Source organism: Stenotrophomonas sp. CFBP 13725 (assembly GCF_014841935.1).
In the GTDB taxonomy this organism is placed as follows: domain Bacteria; phylum Pseudomonadota; class Gammaproteobacteria; order Xanthomonadales; family Xanthomonadaceae; genus Stenotrophomonas.
Genome location: NZ_JACYUV010000001.1, coordinates 228,056 through 249,331 on the forward strand (window position 1 = coordinate 228,056; position 21,276 = coordinate 249,331).

17 protein-coding genes are annotated in these 21,276 nt (G+C 67.1%); 10 read left to right on the forward strand and 7 right to left on the reverse strand.

Annotation, left to right across the window (positions count from 1 at the left end):
• The first annotated feature begins 26 nt into the window (after positions 1–26).
• Positions 27–2,054 (forward strand): elongation factor G, encoded by a 2,028-nt coding sequence (gene fusA / locus IFT65_RS00950; RefSeq protein ID WP_192079399.1) that lies wholly within the window; start codon positions 27–29, stop codon positions 2,052–2,054.
• Positions 2,055–2,352: 298 nt separating this feature from the next.
• On the opposite strand, the gene IFT65_RS00955 is transcribed toward fusA, so the two are convergent.
• A complete protein-coding gene (locus IFT65_RS00955) occupies positions 2,353–4,557 on the reverse strand; it encodes a TonB-dependent siderophore receptor (RefSeq protein WP_192079401.1) in 2,205 nt (734 codons plus the stop codon).
• Between the two features lie 275 nt (positions 4,558–4,832).
• Between IFT65_RS00955 and IFT65_RS00960 the strand changes: the two genes are divergently transcribed.
• Positions 4,833–5,105: a hypothetical protein gene (locus tag IFT65_RS00960; protein ID WP_188324062.1), complete on the forward strand. Its 273-nt coding sequence runs from the start codon at positions 4,833–4,835 to the stop codon at positions 5,103–5,105.
• A 115-nt stretch (positions 5,106–5,220) separates the two neighbouring features.
• Positions 5,221–5,967 (forward strand): SapC family protein, encoded by a 747-nt coding sequence (locus tag IFT65_RS00965; RefSeq protein WP_188324061.1) that lies wholly within the window; start codon positions 5,221–5,223, stop codon positions 5,965–5,967.
• Between the two features lie 366 nt (positions 5,968–6,333).
• On the opposite strand, the gene IFT65_RS00970 is transcribed toward IFT65_RS00965, so the two are convergent.
• From IFT65_RS00970 to IFT65_RS00985, 4 genes are read right to left on the reverse strand one after another with little or no spacing between them, the layout of a single operon-like run.
• The gene (locus IFT65_RS00970; RefSeq protein ID WP_192079403.1) at positions 6,334–6,696 is read right to left on the reverse strand and encodes a DUF2894 domain-containing protein; all 363 of its coding nucleotides are present in this window, start codon (positions 6,694–6,696) and stop codon (positions 6,334–6,336) included.
• Complete coding sequence (locus IFT65_RS00975) at positions 6,686–7,318, reverse strand: OmpA family protein (RefSeq protein WP_188327277.1); 633 nt, start codon at positions 7,316–7,318, stop codon at positions 6,686–6,688. Before IFT65_RS00975 ends, IFT65_RS00970 begins: the two co-directional genes overlap by 11 nt.
• A gap of 2 nt (positions 7,319–7,320) precedes the next feature.
• Positions 7,321–9,531: a hypothetical protein gene (locus IFT65_RS00980; protein ID WP_192079405.1), complete on the reverse strand. Its 2,211-nt coding sequence runs from the start codon at positions 9,529–9,531 to the stop codon at positions 7,321–7,323.
• On the reverse strand, positions 9,521–10,234 hold the full coding sequence (locus tag IFT65_RS00985; protein ID WP_192079407.1) for a DUF3348 family protein: 714 nt from the start codon (positions 10,232–10,234) through the stop codon (positions 9,521–9,523). Before IFT65_RS00985 ends, IFT65_RS00980 begins: the two co-directional genes overlap by 11 nt.
• A 155-nt stretch (positions 10,235–10,389) precedes the next feature.
• Between IFT65_RS00985 and IFT65_RS00990 the strand changes: the two genes are divergently transcribed.
• The 7 genes from IFT65_RS00990 to IFT65_RS01020 all read left to right on the forward strand — a co-directional run bounded on the left by IFT65_RS00990 (position 10,390) and on the right by IFT65_RS01020 (position 18,818).
• On the forward strand, positions 10,390–11,892 hold the full coding sequence (locus IFT65_RS00990; RefSeq protein ID WP_192079409.1) for an MFS transporter: 1,503 nt from the start codon (positions 10,390–10,392) through the stop codon (positions 11,890–11,892).
• A 4-nt stretch (positions 11,893–11,896) separates the two neighbouring features.
• Entirely contained in the window at positions 11,897–12,448 is a 552-nt protein-coding gene (locus IFT65_RS00995) for a TetR/AcrR family transcriptional regulator (protein ID WP_192079411.1), read from the forward strand.
• A gap of 102 nt (positions 12,449–12,550) precedes the next feature.
• Positions 12,551–13,273 (forward strand): ATP-binding cassette domain-containing protein, encoded by a 723-nt coding sequence (locus IFT65_RS01000; protein WP_192079413.1) that lies wholly within the window; start codon positions 12,551–12,553, stop codon positions 13,271–13,273.
• The gene (locus IFT65_RS01005; RefSeq protein WP_192079415.1) at positions 13,270–14,709 is read left to right on the forward strand and encodes a DUF3526 domain-containing protein; all 1,440 of its coding nucleotides are present in this window, start codon (positions 13,270–13,272) and stop codon (positions 14,707–14,709) included. The genes IFT65_RS01000 and IFT65_RS01005 overlap by 4 nt, the downstream gene beginning before the upstream one ends.
• Positions 14,706–15,962, forward strand: a complete 1,257-nt coding sequence (locus tag IFT65_RS01010; RefSeq protein WP_192079417.1) for a DUF3526 domain-containing protein — start codon at positions 14,706–14,708, stop codon at positions 15,960–15,962. Before IFT65_RS01005 ends, IFT65_RS01010 begins: the two co-directional genes overlap by 4 nt.
• A gap of 61 nt (positions 15,963–16,023) precedes the next feature.
• On the forward strand, positions 16,024–18,069 hold the full coding sequence (locus IFT65_RS01015; RefSeq protein ID WP_192079419.1) for a TonB-dependent receptor: 2,046 nt from the start codon (positions 16,024–16,026) through the stop codon (positions 18,067–18,069).
• 119 nt (positions 18,070–18,188) lie between these two features.
• Positions 18,189–18,818 (forward strand): pentapeptide repeat-containing protein, encoded by a 630-nt coding sequence (locus IFT65_RS01020; protein ID WP_197973940.1) that lies wholly within the window; start codon positions 18,189–18,191, stop codon positions 18,816–18,818.
• Here IFT65_RS01020 and IFT65_RS01025 read toward each other — a convergent pair.
• Positions 18,760–19,524, reverse strand: coding sequence for a phosphatase PAP2 family protein (locus IFT65_RS01025; protein WP_192079421.1), 765 nt, complete (start codon positions 19,522–19,524; stop codon positions 18,760–18,762). The genes IFT65_RS01020 and IFT65_RS01025 overlap by 59 nt on opposite strands.
• The gene (locus IFT65_RS01030) at positions 19,517–21,265 is read right to left on the reverse strand and encodes a glycosyltransferase family 39 protein (protein WP_342365820.1); all 1,749 of its coding nucleotides are present in this window, start codon (positions 21,263–21,265) and stop codon (positions 19,517–19,519) included. The genes IFT65_RS01025 and IFT65_RS01030 overlap by 8 nt, the downstream gene beginning before the upstream one ends.
• Positions 21,266–21,276 lie beyond the last annotated feature (11 nt).

Below are 21,276 nucleotides of genomic sequence, written 5' to 3' on the forward strand. Positions count from 1 at the left end.
TGGTTGGCATCAGCAGGAGCTCCACCATGAACACCCACACCCTTTCGCTGCGCCGCAACCTGGGCATCATCGCGCACATCGACGCGGGCAAGACCACGCTCACAGAACGCCTGTTGTGGAAAACCGGGCAGATCCACCGCGTCGGCGAAGTCCACGACGGAGCGGCCACCACCGATTTTTCGGCGATCGAGCGCGAGCGCGGCATCACCATCGGCGCGGCCGCCGTGCAGGCGCACTGGGCGCCGCGCGATCTGCCGGCACACCGCCTGACCTTGATCGACACCCCCGGACACATCGATTTCGCCCTCGAAGTGGAGCGCTCATTGCGCGTGCTCGACGGCGCGGTCGCCGTGTTCTCGGCCGTCGACGGTGTGCAGCCGCAGTCTGAAACCGTATGGCGGCAGGCGCGTCGGCATGGCGTGCCGCTGCTCGCGTTCGTCAACAAGATGGACCGAGTCGGCGCGTCCTTTGATCGCGTGGTGCAGCAGCTCGCCGAGCGCCTGCACGCACGTCCGTTGCCCTTGGGCATCCCCGTCGGCACTGAAGGCGACTTCGCTGGCTGGGTCGATCTGGTGGATCGCCAGCTGCTGCACTGGGACGCTGCAGGAACCCTGCAGCGGCGACCCTGGACGGACGTGGAGGCCGTGGCGTGGCAGGCAGCGCGCGATGCGTTGGTCGAGGCCGTCGCGGAGCTCGATGACGGCGTGGCCGATGCGTGGCTGGAGGGCGCTGCGGTGGACGATGCAGCGCTGCGCGCGGCGCTGCGACGGATCACTGTACGCGGCGCTGGGGTGCCGGTGCTCGCCGGTGCTGCGTTCAAGGGCAAGGGCATCGAGTCGCTGCTGGATGCGGTAGTGGATTACCTGCCTTCACCGTTGGACCGACCGGCGGTGACTGCCCGCCAGGGCGATCTGGTGGTGGACGTGCTACCCGACGCGCAGGCGCCACTGGCCGCGCTGCTGTTCAAGGTCACGCATCCGCAGCAGGGCGCGCTGGCGTTCGTACGCGTGTACGCCGGCACGCTGCGGGTGGGCGACCGCGTCGCCAGCTCCCGCGTCGGTTCGCGACGTGTAGGGCGGCTGGTGCGGGTGCAGGCTGACCAGCTGCACGACATCGACCATGCGCAGGCCGGCGATATCGTCGCGGTGATGGGCTGGAAGGATGCCAGCAGCGGCGAGACGTTGTCGGCGGTGGAGCAGCCGCTGGTGCTGGAAGCCATCCAGACACAGCCGGCAGTGCTGGCATGGCGGCTGGAGGCAGTGCAGGCCAGTGACTTGCTGCGCATCAGCCAAGGGCTGGCCAGCTTGGCCCAGGAAGATCCGTCTTTCCGCGTGGAAACCGATCAGGACAGCGGGGAAACGCGGGTATGGGGCATGGGCGAGTTGCACCTGGAGGTGATGATCGAACGCCTGCGCAGCGAGTGGAAGGTGGACGTGCGGGTGGGCCAGCCACGGGTGGCCTACCTGGAAAAGCCGGCCGCCGAGGTGCTGGGCGTGGTGGGCCGTGTGGTCAAGCAGAGTGGGGGGCAGGGCCAGTTTGCCCACGTGGTGCTGGACCTGCGTCCCCGCGACGACGATGCCGTGGTGTTCGTCGACCGCGTGGTCGGCGGTGCGATACCGCGCGGGTTCATCCGGGCGGTGGAGCAGGGCGTGCGCATGGCGCTGGAAAGCGGGCCACAGGGTCACCCGGTGGTGGGGGTGGACGTCGTGTTGCTTGACGGCCAGACCCATGCAAAGGACTCGTCCGATCAGGCGTTCCATCGTGCTGGCGCAGAGGCGGTGAAGTCCGCCCTGTTGCAGGCCGGCACGCAACTGCTGGAGCCGGTGATGGCGCTGGAGGTGCTGGCACCTGCCGCGACGGTCGGCGACGTGGTCGGTGACCTGCAGCGGCGCCACGGCCGGGTGCAGGCGATCGACGAGCAGGACGGTCGATCGCAGGTCAGCGGATTGGCCCCGCTGGCCCGATTGGCGGGCTACAGCAACGCGTTGCGCTCGCTCAGTCAGGGGCGTGCCAGCAGCACGATGCAACTGCATGGCTACGCGCCTGCAGCATGAGGAAAGGAAGTGAGGGGCGGCCACGGCCGCCCCTTCTTTGTGCCCGGCGGGTAACGCGGCACGCATTTGCCCTTGCCGGGGTGCTGCAGAGGTAGCGCCGACCCATGGTCGGCGAGCGCGCAGCGCGGCCTGTGTCCGACATCGCGGCGCCGGAACGAAAAGCCGCCGAGCACGGCTCGGCGCTACCGGGTAGCTACAGCGCGGTGCTGCATCGGTAGCGCCGACCCATGGTCGGCGAGCGCGCAGCGCGGCCTGTGTCCGACATCGCGGGGCCGGAACGAACAACCGGCTTCTGCTGTTACCAACCCAGACGTGCGGTCGCCATCACCGTGCGGCCGCTGCCGTAATAACACGATGACACCGTGGTGCACGTAGAAACGTAGCGGCGATCAGCCAGGTTGCTCAGGTTCAACGCCAGCTGCAGATCGCTGTTGCCGATGCGGCCCACGTCGTAGCGGATGGCCGCGTCGAACAGGGTGTAACCGGGAATGCGGTACAGGTTCGCGCTGTCGCCGTAGCTGCGCCCGTTGTAGCGTGTGCCCGCGGCAAGGCTGAGGCCATCCAGCGCGCCGCCGCGGAACGTGTAGTCCGCCCAGAACGAGGCGGTGTAGTCCGGCACCATGATCAGCTGTTTGCCCTGGTACTGGTCAGAGCGGGTCATCTCCGAATCCATCCACGTAGCGGCGCCGATCAGGCTGAAGCCTTCGAACGGCGTCACGCGTCCCTCCAGTTCCACGCCACGCACCCGCCCCTCACCGTCCTGGATCGAACAGCGCGCATTGGCGGTGGCGCCACAGGTGTTGTGGCTCGGGTCCGGATCCTGGGTGAGCAGGTTCTGCTGGCGCAGGTCGAACGCAGACAGCGTGACCAGGCCATCGATCGCAGCGGGCTGGTACTTGATGCCCGCCTCCCACTGTTTGCCCGTCACCGGATCGAATGCAGTCCCGGCGAAGTTGTTCAGCGGGCTGGTGGAGGAGGGCTGGAACGATTCGGCATAGCTGACATACGGCGTCAGCCCATTGTCGAACACATACAGCAGGCCCGCGCGGCCGGTGAATGCCTCATTCTTGATCACGCTGCGCGGTTGCGTGACCGTTGCGCCGGTGATCGGATTGCGTGTCGCGCTCGATGCGTCGTCCTTGGTCCAGTCGTAACGCCCTCCCAGCGTCAACCGCCAGTTGCCCAGCGCAAGCTGGTCCTGCAGGTAGACACCACTCTGCCGATTGCTGCCCTCGGTGGGACTGAGTGAGGTGACCTGCGGCACGTAGCCGGTGTAGACCGGGTTGAAGATGTCGATCGGGCGCGGACTGCTCATCGCGCCGCGCACGCCCTCCCAGTCCGCACGCTGCCAGTCCCAGCCCAGCAGCGCGACATGGTCGACGATGCCCGTCGTGAAGCGCGCCTGCAGGCGCGTATCGAAGGTGTCCCCATCGGAATCGCCGGTGCCGTAGGTCGCGCGTCGTGCCTGCGTGCGGCCGTCGGCGTTGAGTGCGCCGTTGGTTACTACGCCGCGATAAAGGGACTCCACGTGCGTGCGGCGCGCGCTCTGGCTGAAGGTCAGCTGGTCATTGAAGGCGTGCTCGAACATCCAGCCTGCCGTCCACAGGGTGCGGTTGAAGGTGTTCCAGTCCGGTTCGCCGATGAAGGTCGTGTTCTTCATGTGCCCCTGCGACGTGGCGCGCAGCGTGCCATCCATCGGCAGGAACTGGTAGGTCGATCCGCCGTCGTCCTTCTGGTACATGCCCAGCAGGGTGATGCGCGTGCGCTCGGCCATCTGCCAGGTGTAGCTCGGCGCCAGGAACCAATGCTGCTGCTCGGTGTACTTGATCTGCGTGTCGCCGTCGCGATACAGGCCGACCAGGCGCACCAGGTGCGCATCATCGTCGGTGCCGGTGCCCACATCGAACGCTGCACTGTACTGACCGTGCGCATCCAGCCCCAGTCGCAGTTGCTGACGTTGGTCCGGCTGCGGCGTCTTGCTGACCTGGTTGACCATGCCGCCGGGTGCGACCTGGCCGTACATCACCGCAGACGGTCCCTTCAGCACTTCCACGCGCTCCAGGTTCCAACTGTCGAACATGCTGCGGTTCCACTGGCTGCCCTGCGGTGCACGCATCCCGTCCAGGGTCACGTTGTTCGCCCAGCTACCCGCATCGAAGCCACGGATGCGGAAATCGTCGACGCGGTTGTCGATGCCCGAGCTCTCAAGGCTGACGCCGGCCACGTAGCGCATGGCATCGTTGAGCGACTGCACCCCGCGCGCATCCAGCTCGGCGCGTTCGATCACCGACACGGACTGCGGTGTTTCGGCAACCGACGTGCTGGTTTTCGTGGCACTGCTGACACTGTTCGCCGCGCGGTACGCGTTGACACGGACTGCATCCAGCTCGGTAGCGCTGCCGTGCTGCGCGTGGACAGCGGGTGCGAAGGCGGCGAGCGCGCAGGCGAGGGCGAGCGGGTGGCATGAAAGAGAGAACAGCGGGGCGCGTGCGGTCTGGGTCATGGGCGTGCGTGTGCCGGCCGGCGCAGCACGGATCAGGCAGATCCAGGTGCGCGGGGCCCTGCGGTTGATGAAGGTGACAGCCAGCGTAACGCCACCCGGGCAATGATGCAATCAAGAAGCATTCGCATCAATAGCAGCTAGCGGTGCGCCACGTGTGTGCGGGCGGTTGAAACACAGTGGCGAGACGCCTGAAATCAAGCGGATTCGTGACGAAAAAGCTGGATTAAAGTGATGCCTCACGATAAAGTGCGCGGCCGTTTCATCTGTCCCCCCGCATGCGCGACGATAAAGACCCCGGCACCTTTGAACTGTCCCTGCCGCGCAAGCGGGGCAGGCCGCCGAAATTCGGGTATGCGATGAGCGATGCGCAGCGCGCGGCGCGCTACCGTGCACGTCGGGCGGGCCAGGCCAATCATGCTGACGTGCGCAAGTGCAGCGACATGGTGCTGCTGGACAAGATCCGCTCGTCCATCCGCGGCAAGGATGCCGAGCTCACCGGCTTCCTCGTGCACGTGTTGTGGCAGCGTTATCCGCTGCAACTGAAATGAGTCATTCGTGACGGGGTGGTGATTGCAACACGGCTTGTTGATAATGCGGGATTGAAGTTCCACCCGCATGCGCGCCCGGGACGGCTGGCGCGACGAGTAGAGATGGCATTCCACGATGACGACCGGCAACGACACCCCGCCCGCAGAAGGCAGCAACATCCTGTTCTACAGCCGCCCGGTGCCGCTGCAGTCCGACATCCACGGTGACCTGCGCATCCTGCCGGGCAAGCTGGATTTTGCGGCGAAGAGCAATGCGATCCCGCTGATCGTCGGCGAGTTCTCGCTGGCGCTGCATCACTTCCCGATCCTGTTCGCTGGCCCCGGCGCGGTGCCGATGGCCGCCACGGGTGTCACGGAAACCAACCTCTTCATCACCGATGGCAAGTGGGAGCCGGACACCTACGTGCCCGCTTACGTGCGCCGTCATCCCTTCATCTTCATTGACACTGATGGCAGCCAGAACTTCGTGCTGGGTGTGGACGAAGACAGTGATCGCCTGGTCAAGGGCGGCACGGAAGGCGAAGCGCTGTTCGTTGACGGCAAGCCGAGCGAACTGCTGCAGCAGGCGATGGAATTCTGCGGCCGCTTCACGGGCGAGCATGACCGCACGCAGGCGTTTTCCAAGGCGCTGATCGAACACGACCTGCTGGCCGTGCGCAATGCGAATGTGCGCCTGCCCAACGGTCGCGAGCTGACCCTGCAGGGCTTCAGTGTGGTGGACGTGGAAAAGCTGCAGGCGCTGCCCGATGCAGTGGTGCTGGAATGGCACCGCAATGGCTGGCTGGGCCTGGTGCACCAGCACCTGATGTCGCTGTCCCGTTTTGCTGACCTGACGCGTTTGCAGGCACAGCGCGACGCGTGATCGCGGTACGGCGCGGGCGTCCCGATTGACGGGGCGCCCGGATTGCGCTGCTCCTCGGCTTCCACGGGCTGCGGATACGTGGGTGGGATACATGCGGCGCGGCGCGGCGCTGCTCTGCTCTTGGTAGAGCCGACTTCAGTCGGCTGGTGTCCGTAAGCCGACTGAAGTCGGCTCTACCGCAATGCTGCCCGCAGCCGACTGAAGTCTGCTCTACCGCGATACCGACGATCTCGGCTGCGCTGGGGCGTCCGCGGTGCTGCTGATACGTGGGTGCCGCGCACGCGCGGCGCTGCTCTGCTCTTGGTAGAGCCGACTTCAGTCGGCTGCTGTCCGTAAGCCGACTGAAGTTGGCTCTACCGCTCGGCTCTACCGCTCGGCTTTGCCGCGCTTGCGGGGCGGGCGCTTGGTGGCTGCTGCGTTGGCCGGTGGCAAGCGTTCCAGCCAGGCCAGCGTGTCGGCGTGGGCGATGAAGTGACGGAGGTACTCTGGCGACAGCGCGTGCATCGTGTCCAGCATCCGGTGCACCAGGACGGCCGAATTGAGCGGGCCGCCTTCGGCGGGGGTCTGCTGCAAGGCGATGCGCAGGCGGCTGTCGGCGTGCAGTTGTTGCCAGGCATCGCGCAGCGGCTGCAAGGCAGGGAGGTGCGGATAGTGCGCGGCGGACGCTGACGCTTCGTCCAGCCGCCTGACCAGGCCCGCCAATCCCTGCACGTCCTGCTCAGTGGCCATCGGTGGGCGCCTTCGCGCCGGGTCGCGGCATCGGTGCGATTTCCACCCGGCGGTTGCGTGCGCGGCCGGCTTCGTCCGCATTGGAGCTGACCGGCTGCTCGGCGCCGAAGGCCGCGGCGAACACCGCAGATGCGGGCAGGCCTTCGGCGATCAGCGTCCGGGTAACCGTAAGCGAGCGCTGCGCCGACAGCTCCCAGTTGTCGGCGAACTGGCGGTTGTGGGCGTGGACCGGCTGGTCATCGGTGAACCCGCTGACCATCAGGATGTCCTGGCGCTGCGCCAGCCAGCCTTTCAGCGGTCCGGCCAGGCTGCGCAGCACCTCGCGTCCTTCGGGCTGCAACTGATCGGAGTTCAGTGCGAACAGGACGTTCCCGCTGATGCCGATGCGCCCATCCACCAGCGTCACGCGGCCGCCCGCCAAGGGGCCGGCCAGCGCCTGCTCCAGCGTCTGCTCGGCGGCTTCGCGCTGCTTTACCTCTGCGTCCAACCGGCTGGTGAGTTCCAGTTGCATCGCGACCACGCCGACCAGGATCAGGACGAACGCGCCCAGCAGCACCGACATCAGGTCGCCGAACGCCGCCCAGATGGGGGTGCTGCTTTCGTCTTCCAGTTCGTCATGCAGGCTCATGCCGAACCTGCTGCGCCACGTGCATCGCCCAGCTGGCGAAGTTCCTCGGTGATCTGCTTCTGCGACAACAGGCTGAGGTCAACGACTTCACGTGCCTGCGCCACGTAGTAAGCGAGTTGCTCGTCGCTGCGCGCCAGCGAGGCATCCAGCGCACCGGCGAGCTGCTGCAGGTGGGCGGACAGTGATGTGCTGCTGTCGGCAAACGTGGTCACCGCGCCTTCCAGCCCGCTGGCCAGCGCGCGGGTGCCGGTGGCGGCATCGTTTACGCCGGTGATCACGGCTTGCAGGGTCTGTGCTTGTGCGTCGACCTGTTCGGCGAAGTGCTCGCCGGTGCGTTGCATCAGTCCCTGTGCGTTGGTGATCAGGTCATCGACGGCGCCGCGCTGGGCCAGCGAGGCAGACTGGATCGACTCCATCAACGTACCCAGCGTGCCCAGCAACTGCGCGCGCTCTTCCAGCAGGGCGGTGTCGCGCACCAAGCTGTCGGACAGGCGCTGGCGCAGCTCGGCAACCACGTCGGCGGCGGCACGCGGCGCCTCGCTTGCCGTTTCCAGCAGGCGCGCAATCTCCGTGATGGTCGCGCTGGATTGTGCGCGCGCTTCTTCGCTGATCCCGCGCGCGGCCGCTTCAAGGGTGGCGATGATCTGCTGTTGCTGCTGGCGCGCCTGTTCGCTGCTGTGTTCCCACCGCAGGGCAGTCTGTTCGGTGATCGTGGCGAAGGCCTCCGACCACTGTGCCAGCCGGGCGGCGTCGCCTTCGCCAGCGCGCTCGATCAGTGCTTCCTGGCGCTGCTGCAGGTCGGCCAGCGTGTCGCGGACCAGGTGCTGCTGGGCGAGCAGGGACGCCTGTGCGGATTGGCTCGCGTGTTCTGTCACGGCCGCGAGCGCCTGTTGCTGGCGCTCCGCCAGCGCCGACCATTCGCTGCCCAGGCGTTGCTGCTGCTCGCGCTGGCGCGCATCGATCTGCTGCAGCAGCTCCTCGTTGCGCTGCTGCTGCCGCTCGATCACTTCGTCATGCGACCCACGCAGCGCATCAAGCAGCGCCCGGCTGGACTGCTGCTGGCCCTGCAGCGCGATGTCCACGCGACGATCCGCCTCGGTGGATACGCGGTCGATGGCGGCCTGCACGCCGTCCAGTTGCTGCTGTACGGCGGAGGTCACGCTTGTCTGTGTGCGCGTGGCGGTATCTTCCAGGCTGCCCAGCGTTTCCTGCAGCAGGGGCTGCAGGGCACTGCCGATGGCTTCACTGCCGCGGGTCACGGCACGCTCGAGCGACATACTCAGCGCGTCGGCCAGTTGCACCTGCGCCTCGGTGTTGCGGGTCAGGAACGCCTCCTGGCGCGCGGCAAGCTGATCGTGGCTGGCCGCGCTTGCCTGCTGCATGCCGTCCACGACGGACTGGATCTGCTGGGTCAGCTGCTGCTGTGCCTGTTCGTGGCGGATAAGGAACGCGTCCTGCCGCGCATCCAACTGCGCGTGACTGGCCTGGTTCGCTTGCTGCACGCTCTCTACCAAGGCGTGCATCTGCTGCACGAGGGTGGGCAGCAGGTCGGATTGGCCCTGCAGCAGGCGCAGGCTTTCATTGCGCTGCCATGCCTGTCCGTGGGCCTGCAGGTCGCTGCCGATGCGCAGGTCCAGCGCCTGCACGGCTGCGTGGCGCTCGCGGCGCAGCAGCGCCGACAGCAGGCCGAGCATGGCCGATGCCGCGACGCCGGCAATCGAGGTGCCGAACGCCACCGCAAGTCCTTCGACCGGCGAGGCCAGCGAGCCGCGGATGGCCGCAAGGTCGGTCGCGCTCTGCAGTGCCACACCGGTGCCGCGCAGGGTCGCCATCATGCCGAGCAGCGTGCCGAGCATGCCCAGCAGCACCAGCAGGCCGACCAGGTAGGGCGTCAGCGCCGGGCCGGGCAGGGCGGCGCGGCTTCCTTCGATACGCAGGCGGGCACCGGTGCGAAGCCCCTCCGGCAAGCGCAGCAGCCAGCTGCCGAGGTCATCGCGGGCACTGCCTGCGTCGGCCACGGCGGTGGCAAGCGCTCGGGTGGCACGATGGAACTGCAGCAGCTCCATCCCGCCCACGCAGTAGCAGCCTGCAATGAGGAAGGCGACTGCCGCGCCCACGGCGTGGTGGCCGATATAGCCGACGCCGATCCACAGGGCGGCGCTCAGGCCGAGGACGAAGATGATCAGGTGCAAGGCGTTACGCAGCATGGGGTCCTGCTCGGTGCGGATGAAGGGCCGCAAGCAGCCCCTCGATCGGGTGGAAGCGGAGGTCGAGCTCGGCCAGCAGCAGTTCGCGCACATCGTCGCGTAGTGCCGCCGGCCAGGGCGCGGAAGGAGGGGAAGCCGTGCCGGGTGCCGTGTCGTCACCGGTTTCCGGATCGGCGGGTGCCAGGGTGGCCTTGGCATGGGCGGCCAGGCGCGCACCGAGCGCGTCCAGCAAGCGGAACTCGCGTGGTGCCAGTGCCTGTTCCATCACCGCATCGATCTCGGCCAGGCGCGCGCACTGGGCGTCCCCTTGCGCCAGTAGATCGCGCAGTCGGCCGCGCAGGCGGCCCGTGCTCGTGAGCTGCCCGCGCTGCAGGGTGGCGTGCCGGCGTTGCAGTTCCGCCGCGTCGAGTGAATCGTCGAGCGCTTCCACCAGCGCGTGGACCGCGTCGCGGTGTGCGCTGTGCACACGCGCACACTCCTCCTCGACGGCTTCACGCGTCAGCGTCGCGGCGACGTCGGGAGCCGGTGGCAGTGCGCCGTCCAGCGCGCGCGCCAGGGCGACCGCGCGGTTCCAGTCGACCCAGTTGCCCAGCGCGGCGGGCAGGGCGGGGCTGTCGGAGGAGAGCGGCGGGTGGCCGAAGCGGGCCAGGGTGCGGATCAGGGGAGGCCCTGCGACGGGCGGCCGGTGTGACGGTTTCGCCATGTTCGGAAGGGCCAAAAGACGGGATTTTACACGCTTGCGTTCGTTGTCGCCTGACCGGCGCGGCAGGGCGCTGATAGCGGCTGCGGCGGGCGGCGTTCACAAACTATACCGGACGTCCGGTATAGTTTGATCATTCCTCGTCTCGTGTCGCCCTCATGACCCTCCTTTCTCCTGCCCGCCGTTGGAGTCTGCTGTTCACCGTGGCGGCCGGCCTGTTGCTGGTCACCTTGGACAACTCCGTGCTCTATACGGCGCTGCCCACGCTGGCCAGCGAACTGGACGCCAGCGACAGCCAGCAACTCTGGATCATCAACGCCTATCCGCTGGTGATGGCCGGCCTGTTGCTCGGTGCCGGCACGCTGGGTGACCGTATCGGACATCGCCGCATGTTCCTGGCCGGGCTGGTCGCCTTCGGCGTGGCCTCGCTGGGGGCGGCGTTCTCGCAGACCGCGGGCCAGCTGATCGGTGCGCGCGCCGCGTTGGCGGTGGGGGCTGCGGCGATGATGCCGGCGACGCTTGCGTTGATCGGCCTCACCTTCCACGAAGAGCGCGAGCGCAACCTCGCCATCGCGATCTGGGGCTCGGTCGCGATCATCGGCGCAGCCCTTGGGCCGATCATCGGCGGTCTGTTGCTGCAGCACTTCTGGTGGGGTTCGGTGTTTCTCATCAACGTGCCGGTGGTGGTGCTGGCGATCATCGCCACCCTGGTGCTCGCGCCAAAGGGCGTGCCCGATGCCAGTCGCACGTGGGACGTCGCCTCGTCGTTGCTCGCCCTCGTCGCGCTGTCCGGGCTGGTGCTGGCCATCAAGTCCTGGATCGCGGTGCCGCCCGCCTGGGTCACCGGCGCGATCGCGCTGCTGGTGGCGGTGATCGCAGGTGCTTCCTTCGTGCGTCGTCAACAGACCTTGCCGTATCCGCTGCTCGATTTTGCGATCTTCCGTAACCGCGCCTTCCTGTCGGGCACGCTGGCGGCCGTGTTTACCTTGTTCGCGTTGGCCGGCCTGCAGTTGGTGACCACGCAGCGCTTCCAGCTCATCGCTGGATTCAGTCCCCTGCAGGCGGGCCTGTTGGTATCGGTCGCGGCATTGGGCAGCCTGCCCAGCGCCCTGCTGGGCGGCAGCATCCTGCATCGGGTGGGCCTGCGACCGTTGATCAGCGGCGGCCTCGCCTGTGGTGCCGTGGGCGTGGCGGTGATCGTGTTCGGGTTCCCGCACGGACTGGGCTGGGTCATCGGCGGGATGGCACTCACCGGGATCGGAATGGGCGCCACGATCTCGGTTGCCTCCACCGCCATCATCGGCAACGCGCCGTCTCACCGCGCCGGCATGGCGTCCTCGGTGGAAGAGGTGGCGTACGAGTTCGGCGGCCTGCTTGCCGTGGCGATACTCGGCAGCCTGGGTGCCGCACTGTATACGGCGTTCCTGCCGGTGGATGCGTCGTTGCCGGCTGCCGCGCGCGATGGCATCAGCCACGCTCTGCAGGCGGCAGGCAACACCGCACCGGCGTGGCTGGACGATGTGCGCGTGGCCTACGACCGCGGCTACCAGACGGTGCTGGGCGTGATCGCACTGGTGCTGGCGGCGGGCGCGATCCTCACCGGCGTGCTGCTGCGCCGCGCGCCGACGGTGGCCGAAGCGCGCAACCATCCCGTACATTGAGCCGATGAGAGCCAGCAACAAAACCCGCATCCTCGACGCCGCTGTCCGCGTGATAAACCGCGAGGGCGTGCGCGCGGTGACCTTCGAATCGGTATCCAGCGAGGCGGGGCTTACCCGCGGTGGACTGCTGTATCACTTCCCCTCGCGCGAGGCATTGCTGCGCGGCATCGATGCGCATCTGGTGCAGGCCTGGGAAGCTTCCATGGAGGCGCTCGCAGGCAAGCCCACAGCGCAGACCACTGCCGTGGAGCGCTACGAGGCCTACATGCGGGTGTCGGCACAGAGCGCTACCCGGGCCGAGCTGTTGTTCATGCTGGAATCGATGGATCCGGAGACCGGCAGCGCGCCGTGGAACGAGGCCATGCTGCGATGGGCGCCGTCGCCGCCCGCAGCGGGCACTGACGCGCCTTCGGCATGGGACCCCTTCATCGCACGCCTCGCTGCCGATGGCCTCTGGATCTACGAGGCCATGTACAACGGCACCTTGGATGCAGCCGAGCGCGCGATCATCGTGGCGAGGCTGGCGCAACTGCTGAAATCGGAACCGGCGAGCTGACCCGGTGCGAGGAGAAGCCCAGCGGCCTACGTCTCATCACGGGAATGTTATGTAATATCATATCGTGATAGGCTGCGCGACCTGCTTTCAGAGGGACTGCCTGTGCCTGCCGATACGCCTGTTGTCGAGATCCGCGACCTTTCCATTTCCTTTGCCGGCAAATCGGTGCTGTCCGGCCTTGACCTGACGGTTGATCGCGGGCACATCTATGCATTGCTGGGGGGCAACGGCGCCGGAAAATCCACCACGCTGTCGGCGCTGCTCGGTTTCGTGCGGCCCACCGCAGGGGACGTGCGGGTGGCAGGCCTGACGCCATGGGCCGATCCCGAGCGCGCCCGTGCCCAGTTGGCTTATCTGCCGGAGAACGTGGCGTTGTATGACCACCTCACGGCGGTGGAGAACGTCGACTACCTGCTTTCGCTCAGTGGTCGCCGCCAGCCTGCAAGCGCAATCGCCGACGCACTGCGTGCGGCGGGCCTGCAGGAAGCCGCGTGGTCGCAACGTCTTTCCGGATTCTCGAAAGGCATGCGGCAGAAAGTGGCCATCGCGCTGGCGCTGATGCGCGAGGTGCCTCTGTTGCTGCTGGACGAGCCGACGTCCGGCCTGGATCCCGGCGCGAGTGCGGATTTCCACGCGCTGCTGCAACCGGTCCGGGCACGTGGCACCGCGGTGCTGATGGTGACCCACGATCTGCTGGGGGCGGTGGAGATCGCCGATCGCATCGGCGTGCTGGACCATGGCCGCATCGTGTATGAAGCCGAACGCAGGGATTTCGACCTGCGGACGCTGCATGCGCACTTCGCGGGCCGGGAACGCGCCGCATGAGTGCACTGCTCTCGGTGATGCGCAACGAACTGCGCGCCTTGGTCAGGCAGCGCACGGCGCTGGCCGGCATTGTGCTGATGGTCGCGTTGACCGTCACCGCGACGGTCGTGTCGCTCCACCATATGGCGGCAGCGGCCGAGCATCGCACTCGCCAGCAGGCGGAGGCGCAGGCCGCGTTCGATGCGCAGCCGGACCGGCATCCGCATCGTGTCGTTCACTACGGTCACTTCGTCTACCGGCTGCCGTCGGCGCTGGCCGCCTTTGATCCCGGCGTCGACCCCTTCACCGGCAGCAGCATGTTCCTCGAAGGCCATCGGCAGAACACGGCCAACTTCGGTGATGTCATGCAGAGCTCGATCCTGACCCGCTTCGGACAGCTCACCCCGGCCTTCGTGCTGCAGATCCTGGCGCCGCTGGTGCTCATCTTCCTCGGCCACGGCCTTCTGGCGCAGGAGCGCGAGAGCGGGACACTGCGCCAGTTGATGCTGCAGGGGGCAAGCCGCCGCGCGATTGTCGGCGGCAAGTTGTTGGCTTTGCTGATCATCGCGGCGGCGTTCTTGTTGCCCGCTGCGCTGGGCTTGGGGTGGCTGGCCGTGGGTGCGCCGGCGTCGGCGCTCGTGGCGCTGGGCGTGCTGGCGGGATACGCGCTCTATCTGGCGGCATGGTGCCTCGTGATCACCGCCGTTTCGGCCCTGCTGCCGCGACGACGCGATGCCTTGCTGGGCATGATCGGGGGCTGGGCCGTGGTAGCACTGCTGGTGCCGCGCATCGCACCGGACGTGGCCTATACGGCCTTCGCGCTGCCGGACCGGCTGCAGACTGAGGTCGGCATCGCGCGCGACCTGCGCGCCATGGGCGACAGCCATGATCCAGCCGATCCGTACTTTGCCGGCTTCCGCCAGCGTGTGCTGGACCAGTATGGCGTGGCGCGGATAGAGGATCTGCCCGTCAACTACAAAGGGTTGCTGGCCGTGGAAGGGGAGCGGCTGACCTCGACGCTGTTCAATCGGTACGCCGAGCACAGCGCCCACCTCCAGCATGCGCAGAATGCGCTGGTCAGCCGCTTCGCGCTGTTGAGCCCGGTCATCGCCATCCGACAGCTGTCGATGGCCGCAGCGGCCACCGATCTGCGCGCCCATCTGCGCTTCATGGACCAGGCCGAGCAGCATCGCTATGGACTAGTGCAGCAGCTCAACCAGATGCAGGCGGATGCGGTGTCCTATGCGGACGACACCGCCAGCGATGCCGGAGCGGACCAGCGCAAGCGCGTTGATCGCGCACAGTGGCAGGAAATCCCTACGTTCCATTACACGCCGCAGCCGCCCGACGGCGTGCTGCGATCCCTGCTGTGGCCGCTGCTCAGCCTGCTTGGCTGGGCGCTGGCCGGTGCGCTGCTGATGGGTGGGTCCATCCGGCGGCTGGGAGGTGTGCGATGAGCCTCTGGCGGTATGAGCTGCGCATGATGCTGCGCTCGCGGGTGGCTGCTGCCGCGCTGGTGCTGCTCAGCCTGCTTGCGCTGGCCAGCCTGGTGGCGGGCGTGCAACGCATGGACAGCCAACGCGAGGCGATCGCACGCATCAGCGCCCTGCACGCGGAGGATCTGGCCGCGGTGTCCGCCGGGCACGGCGATTCCACCGATGCCGGGCGTGCGGCGTACTACAGCTTCCATCCCACGTGGAATCCGCCGTCGCCGCTGGCCTTCGCCGCGGTAGGTATGCGCGATGTGTCGCCCTACATCCTGCGCGTGCGGGCCCTCGGCCTGGAGGCGCAGATCCACGATGGCGATACGTTCAATCCAGAGCTTGCACTGGCCGGTCGCTTCGACTTCGCCTTCCTGTTGACCTTCCTGCTGCCGCTGTTCGTGATCGCCCTGATGCACGACATCCGCTCGGCCGAAACCGAGACCGGTCGCGAACGCATGCTGCGCAGCCTGCCACTGCGGATGGGCCGGCTCTACGCGCGCCGGGCGACGGTGCGGATGGCCGCGCTGTGGATCTGCGCAGGGTTGCCTTTCCTGGTCGTGGCACTGCAGCAGCAGGTGGCGGCCAGCCAGATACTGGCCGTGCTGGCGCTGGCGGCGGGCTACCTGCTGTTCTGGGCCGGACTGTGCCTGCTGGTGGCGTGGCGCGGCTGGAACTCCGGGGTCAATGCGGCCACCTTGGCCTCGCTGTGGGTGGTGGTCGCGCTGGTCGGGCCTGCCTTGGCGAACGTGGGCATTGAGCGGGCCATTCCGGTGGAGCAGGGCGCCGGCATCGCCCGCGCGCAGCGCGAGGCGGTCAATGGCGCGTGGGATATTCCGCGCGAGGACACCATGCGTCGCTTCTACGCGGCGTATCCCGAATGGCGCGACTCGCCGCCATTGGGCACCGACTTTCATTACAAGTGGTATCTGGCGTTCCACCAGAATGGCGACGATGCGGTGGCACCCCTGGTTGCCGGTTACCGGCAGGGCATCGAGCAGCGGACCGCCGCGGCATCCACTTTAGGGTGGCTGTTGCCGCCGGTGGGGCTGCAGGTGGCCTTGACCCGCATGGCCGACACGGACATGCAGGCGCACCTGGCCTACCAGGATCGCGTGCGCGACTACCACGCGCAGCTGCGTCGCTATTTCTACGGTTTCCTGTTCACCGATACCCCATTCCATGAACCGGACTACGACAAGGCGCCGCGCTTCGACGCGGATCGCTGATCGTTCTCTTGCCTGTTCACCCCCTTTCCTTTCACCGATGAGTTGCCCGATGAGTTCCCTGATGAAGATCCACGTCCTGGCCGCCGCGATCACTGCGGTGGTGTGCACGCCGGACGCGCACGCGCAATCTGCTGGCTCCGCCCTGACGCTCGGCAAGGTCGATGTCCACCAACACGGCGAAGCGCAGCTGACGGCGCACCAGGTGCTGACCTCGGTGGACGTGCTGGGCGCTGACCAGATCGAAGACAAGAACGTCCAGCACAGCTGGGAGCTGCTGGGCCAGATGCCCGGGATACAGCTCACCGAGACGCGCCAGGGCGCCGAATCAGGCAAGGTCAGCTTCCGTGCGTTCAACGGCGAGGGCTATCTCAACGCCATCAAAACGCTCATCGACGGCATGCCGAGCAACGTCAACAGCGGCAACCAGCGCTTCATCGACATGCTGTTTCCCCTTGAGATCAGCTACATCGAAGTCGTCAGGGGGACCAACGATCCGCGCTATGGCCTGCACAACATCGGCGGCAACGTCAATTTCGGCACGCGCCAGGGCGGCAATTACACGGACGGTCGACTGTCCTACGGCAGCTACAACACCCGCGATGCCCAGCTGGCCGTGGGGCGTGAGTCGAACGGCTTCGCGCAGAACTATTTCATCGGCACGCAGGCCTCGGACGGCTACCGCGACCACGATACCTCGCAGAAATATTCGCTGGGCGGCAAGTGGTTCTACGGAAGCCTGGATGAGGGCATGCGCATCGGGCTGACGGCCAGGGCCTACCACCACGAGGCGGACGAGCCCGGCTTCATGACGGCCGAAGAGCTCAGGGCAGACCGCAGATCCTCGCAGCGCCGCAATGCCAACGACGGCGATGACCGTGACATGCGGACGCTCGGTGTGCACGTGGACCTGAAACTTGCGGACGATCTGCTGGCCAGCACGAAGCTGTATTACAACCGGTATGAAGACGACCGCAAGGTGACTTTCAGCGACCTGCCCACCGGCAACGCGCCACGCCAGCGACGTGTATGGAACGAAACACAGGTGGGCATGCTCAGCACGCTGACGTGGCAGGCACGCAGCAACCTGACCGTGGAAGGTGGCATCAACTACGAGCACCAGGACAACGCCTACCTGCGCCAGCGTTTCAATTACAGCGAGCCCACCGATTTCGACGCCCCGCCGGCACGCGTGCAGAGCGACGACCGTCATACCCTGGACAACTGGGGCGCCTACGTACAGGCCATCTACCAACCCACCGCGGCGCTGAAGATCGTACCGGCCTTCCGCGTGGACCGCTTCGACGGAAACACGCGCCTGCCGGGCGGCATCACCGGGGAGCTGCAGCATTACGGCACCATCAACCAGCCCAAGCTGAGCGTTGTCTACGCCCTCGGCGCGGACACCAACCTCTACGCCAACTGGGGCCGTACCTTCCAGGTGTTGACCGGACCGACCGCGCCGGCCTACCTGACGCCGGGACAGGCTGCGGTGGAGCCGTCCACCAACACCGGGATGGAGCTGGGTCTGAAGTTCAGCCCCTTCGCCCGCTCGCAGGCCCGCGTGGCGGTGTGGCAACAGGATGCGGAAAACGAAACGTCCAACATGCCGGCCACCGGCACCACCATCACGCTCGGCAAGACGCAGCGGCGGGGCGTGGATGCGCAGATCAGTGCGCAACTCGCGGATGCGTGGACCGTGTGGGCCTCGCACGCGTACCAGGAAGCGAAGATCAAGCGGGATGGCCGTGGCCCCGCGCTGTCATTGCAGGGGCGCGAGGTGGCAGCGGTTCCGCGTCACATCAGCACCATCGGCATCGATTACCAGGCGACCGAGGCCTTGCAGCTGGGCATGCAGGGGAGGGCGCAGGGCGACTACTACCTCGAAGAGCGCAACGTCGCCGGGAAGTTCGGTGGGTTCGCCGTGCTGGATCTCAGCGCGCGCTATGACATCAATCCGCGATGGAGCGTCGATCTGCAGGTGAAGAACGCCACCGGCCGCGCGTATGCCTACGCGTGGTACGACAGCTTCTTCTGGGAGCAGGCCCAGCCGATGTTCTCGCCGGCCGCGGGGCGATCGGTGTTCGTCGGCCTGAACATGAAGCTCTGAGAGCAGGGCAGGCTGCGCTGTACACAGCGCGGCTGAAGGGGGTCGGAAGCGCGCGGACAGGATGCGCCGCGCCTTCCGCCGTGCTGACGTATGCTGTGCGCCGCCGCACGAAAGAGACAATGAGCATGCAGACGCAGGGCAGCGCAGCAAGCGCGCTGGTGGACGGTGAAACGGCGTACTACCTGAAAACCTTCACGGCATTGGCGCTTGCCGATGCACGTCTCGACGGCATCGAATTCGAATCCTGCACGTTCGTCGACTGCGATCTGTCCAGCGCAACGCTTCGTCGCTGCCGCTTCATCGACTGCAGCTTCCAGGGCAGCACCCTCAACCACGCACAGCTGTCCTCGACGCGCTTCACCAGCACGGTGTTCGAGCGGTGCCGTCTGGTCGGCATCAACTGGACGGCCGTGGACTGGTCGCGGCTCACGCGTGATGCCCAGGTCGGTTTCCGTGACTGCGTGCTCAACGAATCGAGTTTCTTCGGGCTGGCCCTGGACGCACTGGTGCTGCAGAGCTGCAAGGCGCACGCGGTGGACTTCCGTGAGGCCCGGCTGCGTGCGGCGGACCTCACCTTCAGCGATTTCAGCAGTGCACTGTTCGGCCGCACCGACCTCAGCGAAGCGGACTTCAGCGAAGCCACGAACTACGACATCGATGTGCTGAACAATGTCGTGCGCCACGCGAAGTTCAGCCGCTTTGAAGCGGTACGGCTGCTGCAGGGGTTGGATATCGAAGTGGTGGACTGAGCAGATAGAGGCCCAGCGCAATGAACCAGCACAGGCCTGCAGTCCACAGATCATGCGACATGAAATGCGCTCCGCGAAGCTGTTGGGAGAGGCCGAACAGCAGGCCCAGCCCAGCGCCCAGCCCCAGTGCCAGGTGGCGCAGACGAGGGCGAACCTCCAGCGCAAGAAAGTACAGCGCCATCCAAGCGTAACCTGCACTGGCATGGCCCGCCGGGAAGCAGCCGCTGGACACCGTACCGGCCGAGCGTGACGCGAAGAGTCCATGGAAAGGGCGGGTGCCACCGTAGTCGATGAGGTCCCACGGACAATCCATCCCCGTGGATTTCTTCAGCAACGAGACAACCACCGTGGACAGCGCCACCGAGGCGAACAGCCGCAGTAGCGGCCGGCGCCACCCGGCAAGTGGGGTCCACCACTCCGCGATGATGGCCAGCAGCAGCACCAGCAGGCCTGCGGTGATGGACAGGTCGCGGCCCGCCGTATGGATGAGCTGTTCGGTCAGCCATTGGTCTTTCCACGCCCACTGATGGCCCTGCATCGCATAGAGTGCCGACGCCACCGCCTGGTCGCCGTGCCACTGCATCAGCACCAGTGAACCGAGCAGCAGGCCAGACAGCGGCAGCACCACATGCCTGCCGATACCCAGCGCGCCGAGCAGCGAACGCCCACGACCCGGGATTGGCCAGACGCCTGCGTTGTCATTCATCGATATCACCCCTGTTGATCGTGCTTTCGCATCCGTGGATGAGCGCCGTAGCGGGGACCAGCTGCCACGCGTTGCGGTTGGACTGGCCGATGGCGCGGACCTGGCGAGTGTCCACGCAGGGTCCCAGCGCCTTGTCGGTGACCAGGATCCAGCGCCGGGACGGTGCGTCGTCCACCCACCTGCGCGCGCGGCGCCATTGCACATCCCAGGGCTGCCGGTAGCCGAAGTCGGTTGCCCGGCCATCAGCCTGCAGGTAGTTCTGTTCCCGGAAGTCCACCAACCCCAGCTCGGCCGTTGGGCCAATGGTCTGCAGCACGCGGTGCATCAGCTGGCGGGCAGATGCCGCATCGTCCAGCGCGGGCATGAAACCCACCCCATACACCGTCCAGATACACGCCATCGTGAGCACTGCCAACAGGCCCGGCTGGCGTCCACGCAACACGGCGGCCAGCGCCAGCACTGCCGCGCCCAAGGCACCGGCCCAGTACCCGATCGCCGTGGTGGCGTCGGGGTCCAGATCGCGTCCGGTCAGCGCGGGTTGAATCCAGCTGGCCTGCATCAGGATGGCCATCGCCAGCACCAACGACGCCGCGCCGATCAGCGCGGTGAAGCCGGGCAGCACGATGCGCGCGAAGCGCTGGCGCAGCAAACCTGGCAGCAACGGCGCAGCGGCCAGGCAGAGCAGGGGCAGGGCAGGAAAAAGGTAGACCTCGCGTTTGCCCGGGCTGGCGCTGAAGAACAGCAGGACGAGTACCACCCAGCTGATCAGCAGTATCTGCCGGGTGTCACCGCGCGCGACCCGTCGTGCCCACGCCGGCACCAGCCGGGGCAGCAGCAGGCAACCGGGCAGCCACAGGGTGGCGATGACCTGCAGGTAGTACCACGCCGGCTGGAGGTGATGCCATGCACCTACATAGCGGGTGGCCGTCTGCCGGAACAGGATCTCCCGCACATAGGCGTCGAGCTCGGCGGCGTGGGGCTGCAGCACTGCGATGCCCAGCGGCACCAGCCACACCGCCAGCCCGGTGGCGAAGCCGGCAGGGACCAGCAGCCACTGCCACGCACTGCCGGGCAGCGCGGGAACCCGGTGGCCGAGACGCAGGATCATCCACGGCAGCAGGATCAGCAGGGGCAGGAAGCCGACGCCTTTGGTCACCGTGCCGAGCCCGGCCGCTGCGGCACCCCAGAACAGGGCTGCGCGGTGTGGGCCGCGCAGCAGATGCGCAAGCAGCCCCCACAGCGAGGCGGTGGTCATGGCCACCAGCACCATGTCGATCTGACCGCGCTTGGCCATCAGCCCGAACTGCAGGGTGGCGAACACGGCCAGGGCGGCATGGTGCCCCACGCGTCGGTTCCACAGCATGCGGCCGATGCGCGATGTCATCCACAGGGTAAGCAAGGCGCAGAGCAGGGACGGCAGCAGGAAGGCGATGTCCCAGTTGTGTACCAGCTGGTACGCCGTGGCCTGCAGCCACATGAAGACCGGGGGCTTCTCCGCGTAGATCTCCGTGCCCCGGTGCGGTATCAGCCACTCGCCGGTGCGGATCATTGCCTTGGCGGCGAGCACGAAACGGGGCTCGTCGGGGGGCGACGGCGCGCGCAGGCCAAGCCCGGCCGCCAGGCTCAGCGCGATCATCAGCATCAGGAGCGGCTGCCAGCAGCGCGCGATGACCGTGGTCAGGAACGCGGTCGACACGCTGGCGGCGGCGATGCGGTTCGTTGGCCCGGCGGGGGAGTGCACGGACGGCATGC

Excerpts from the sequence above, each read along its gene's own strand:
- IFT65_RS00960 (WP_188324062.1), top strand. The coding sequence starts at position 4,833 with ATGCGCGACGATAAAGACCCCGGCACCTTTGAACTGTCCCTGCCGCGC.
- IFT65_RS00965 (WP_188324061.1), top strand. The coding sequence starts at position 5,221 with ATGACGACCGGCAACGACACCCCGCCCGCAGAAGGCAGCAACATCCTG.
- IFT65_RS00980 (WP_192079405.1), bottom strand. The coding sequence starts at position 9,531 with ATGCTGCGTAACGCCTTGCACCTGATCATCTTCGTCCTCGGCCTGAGC.
- IFT65_RS00995 (WP_192079411.1), top strand. The coding sequence starts at position 11,897 with ATGAGAGCCAGCAACAAAACCCGCATCCTCGACGCCGCTGTCCGCGTG.
- IFT65_RS00990 (WP_192079409.1), top strand. The coding sequence starts at position 10,390 with ATGACCCTCCTTTCTCCTGCCCGCCGTTGGAGTCTGCTGTTCACCGTG.
- IFT65_RS01010 (WP_192079417.1), top strand. The coding sequence starts at position 14,706 with ATGAGCCTCTGGCGGTATGAGCTGCGCATGATGCTGCGCTCGCGGGTG.
- IFT65_RS01005 (WP_192079415.1), top strand. The coding sequence starts at position 13,270 with ATGAGTGCACTGCTCTCGGTGATGCGCAACGAACTGCGCGCCTTGGTC.
- IFT65_RS01020 (WP_197973940.1), top strand. The coding sequence starts at position 18,189 with ATGAGCATGCAGACGCAGGGCAGCGCAGCAAGCGCGCTGGTGGACGGT.
- IFT65_RS00955 (WP_192079401.1), bottom strand. The coding sequence starts at position 4,557 with ATGACCCAGACCGCACGCGCCCCGCTGTTCTCTCTTTCATGCCACCCG.
- IFT65_RS00985 (WP_192079407.1), bottom strand. The coding sequence starts at position 10,234 with ATGGCGAAACCGTCACACCGGCCGCCCGTCGCAGGGCCTCCCCTGATC.
- IFT65_RS00970 (WP_192079403.1), bottom strand. The coding sequence starts at position 6,696 with ATGGCCACTGAGCAGGACGTGCAGGGATTGGCGGGCCTGGTCAGGCGG.
- fusA (WP_192079399.1), top strand. The coding sequence starts at position 27 with ATGAACACCCACACCCTTTCGCTGCGCCGCAACCTGGGCATCATCGCG.
- IFT65_RS01015 (WP_192079419.1), top strand. The coding sequence starts at position 16,024 with ATGAAGATCCACGTCCTGGCCGCCGCGATCACTGCGGTGGTGTGCACG.
- IFT65_RS01025 (WP_192079421.1), bottom strand. The coding sequence starts at position 19,524 with ATGAATGACAACGCAGGCGTCTGGCCAATCCCGGGTCGTGGGCGTTCG.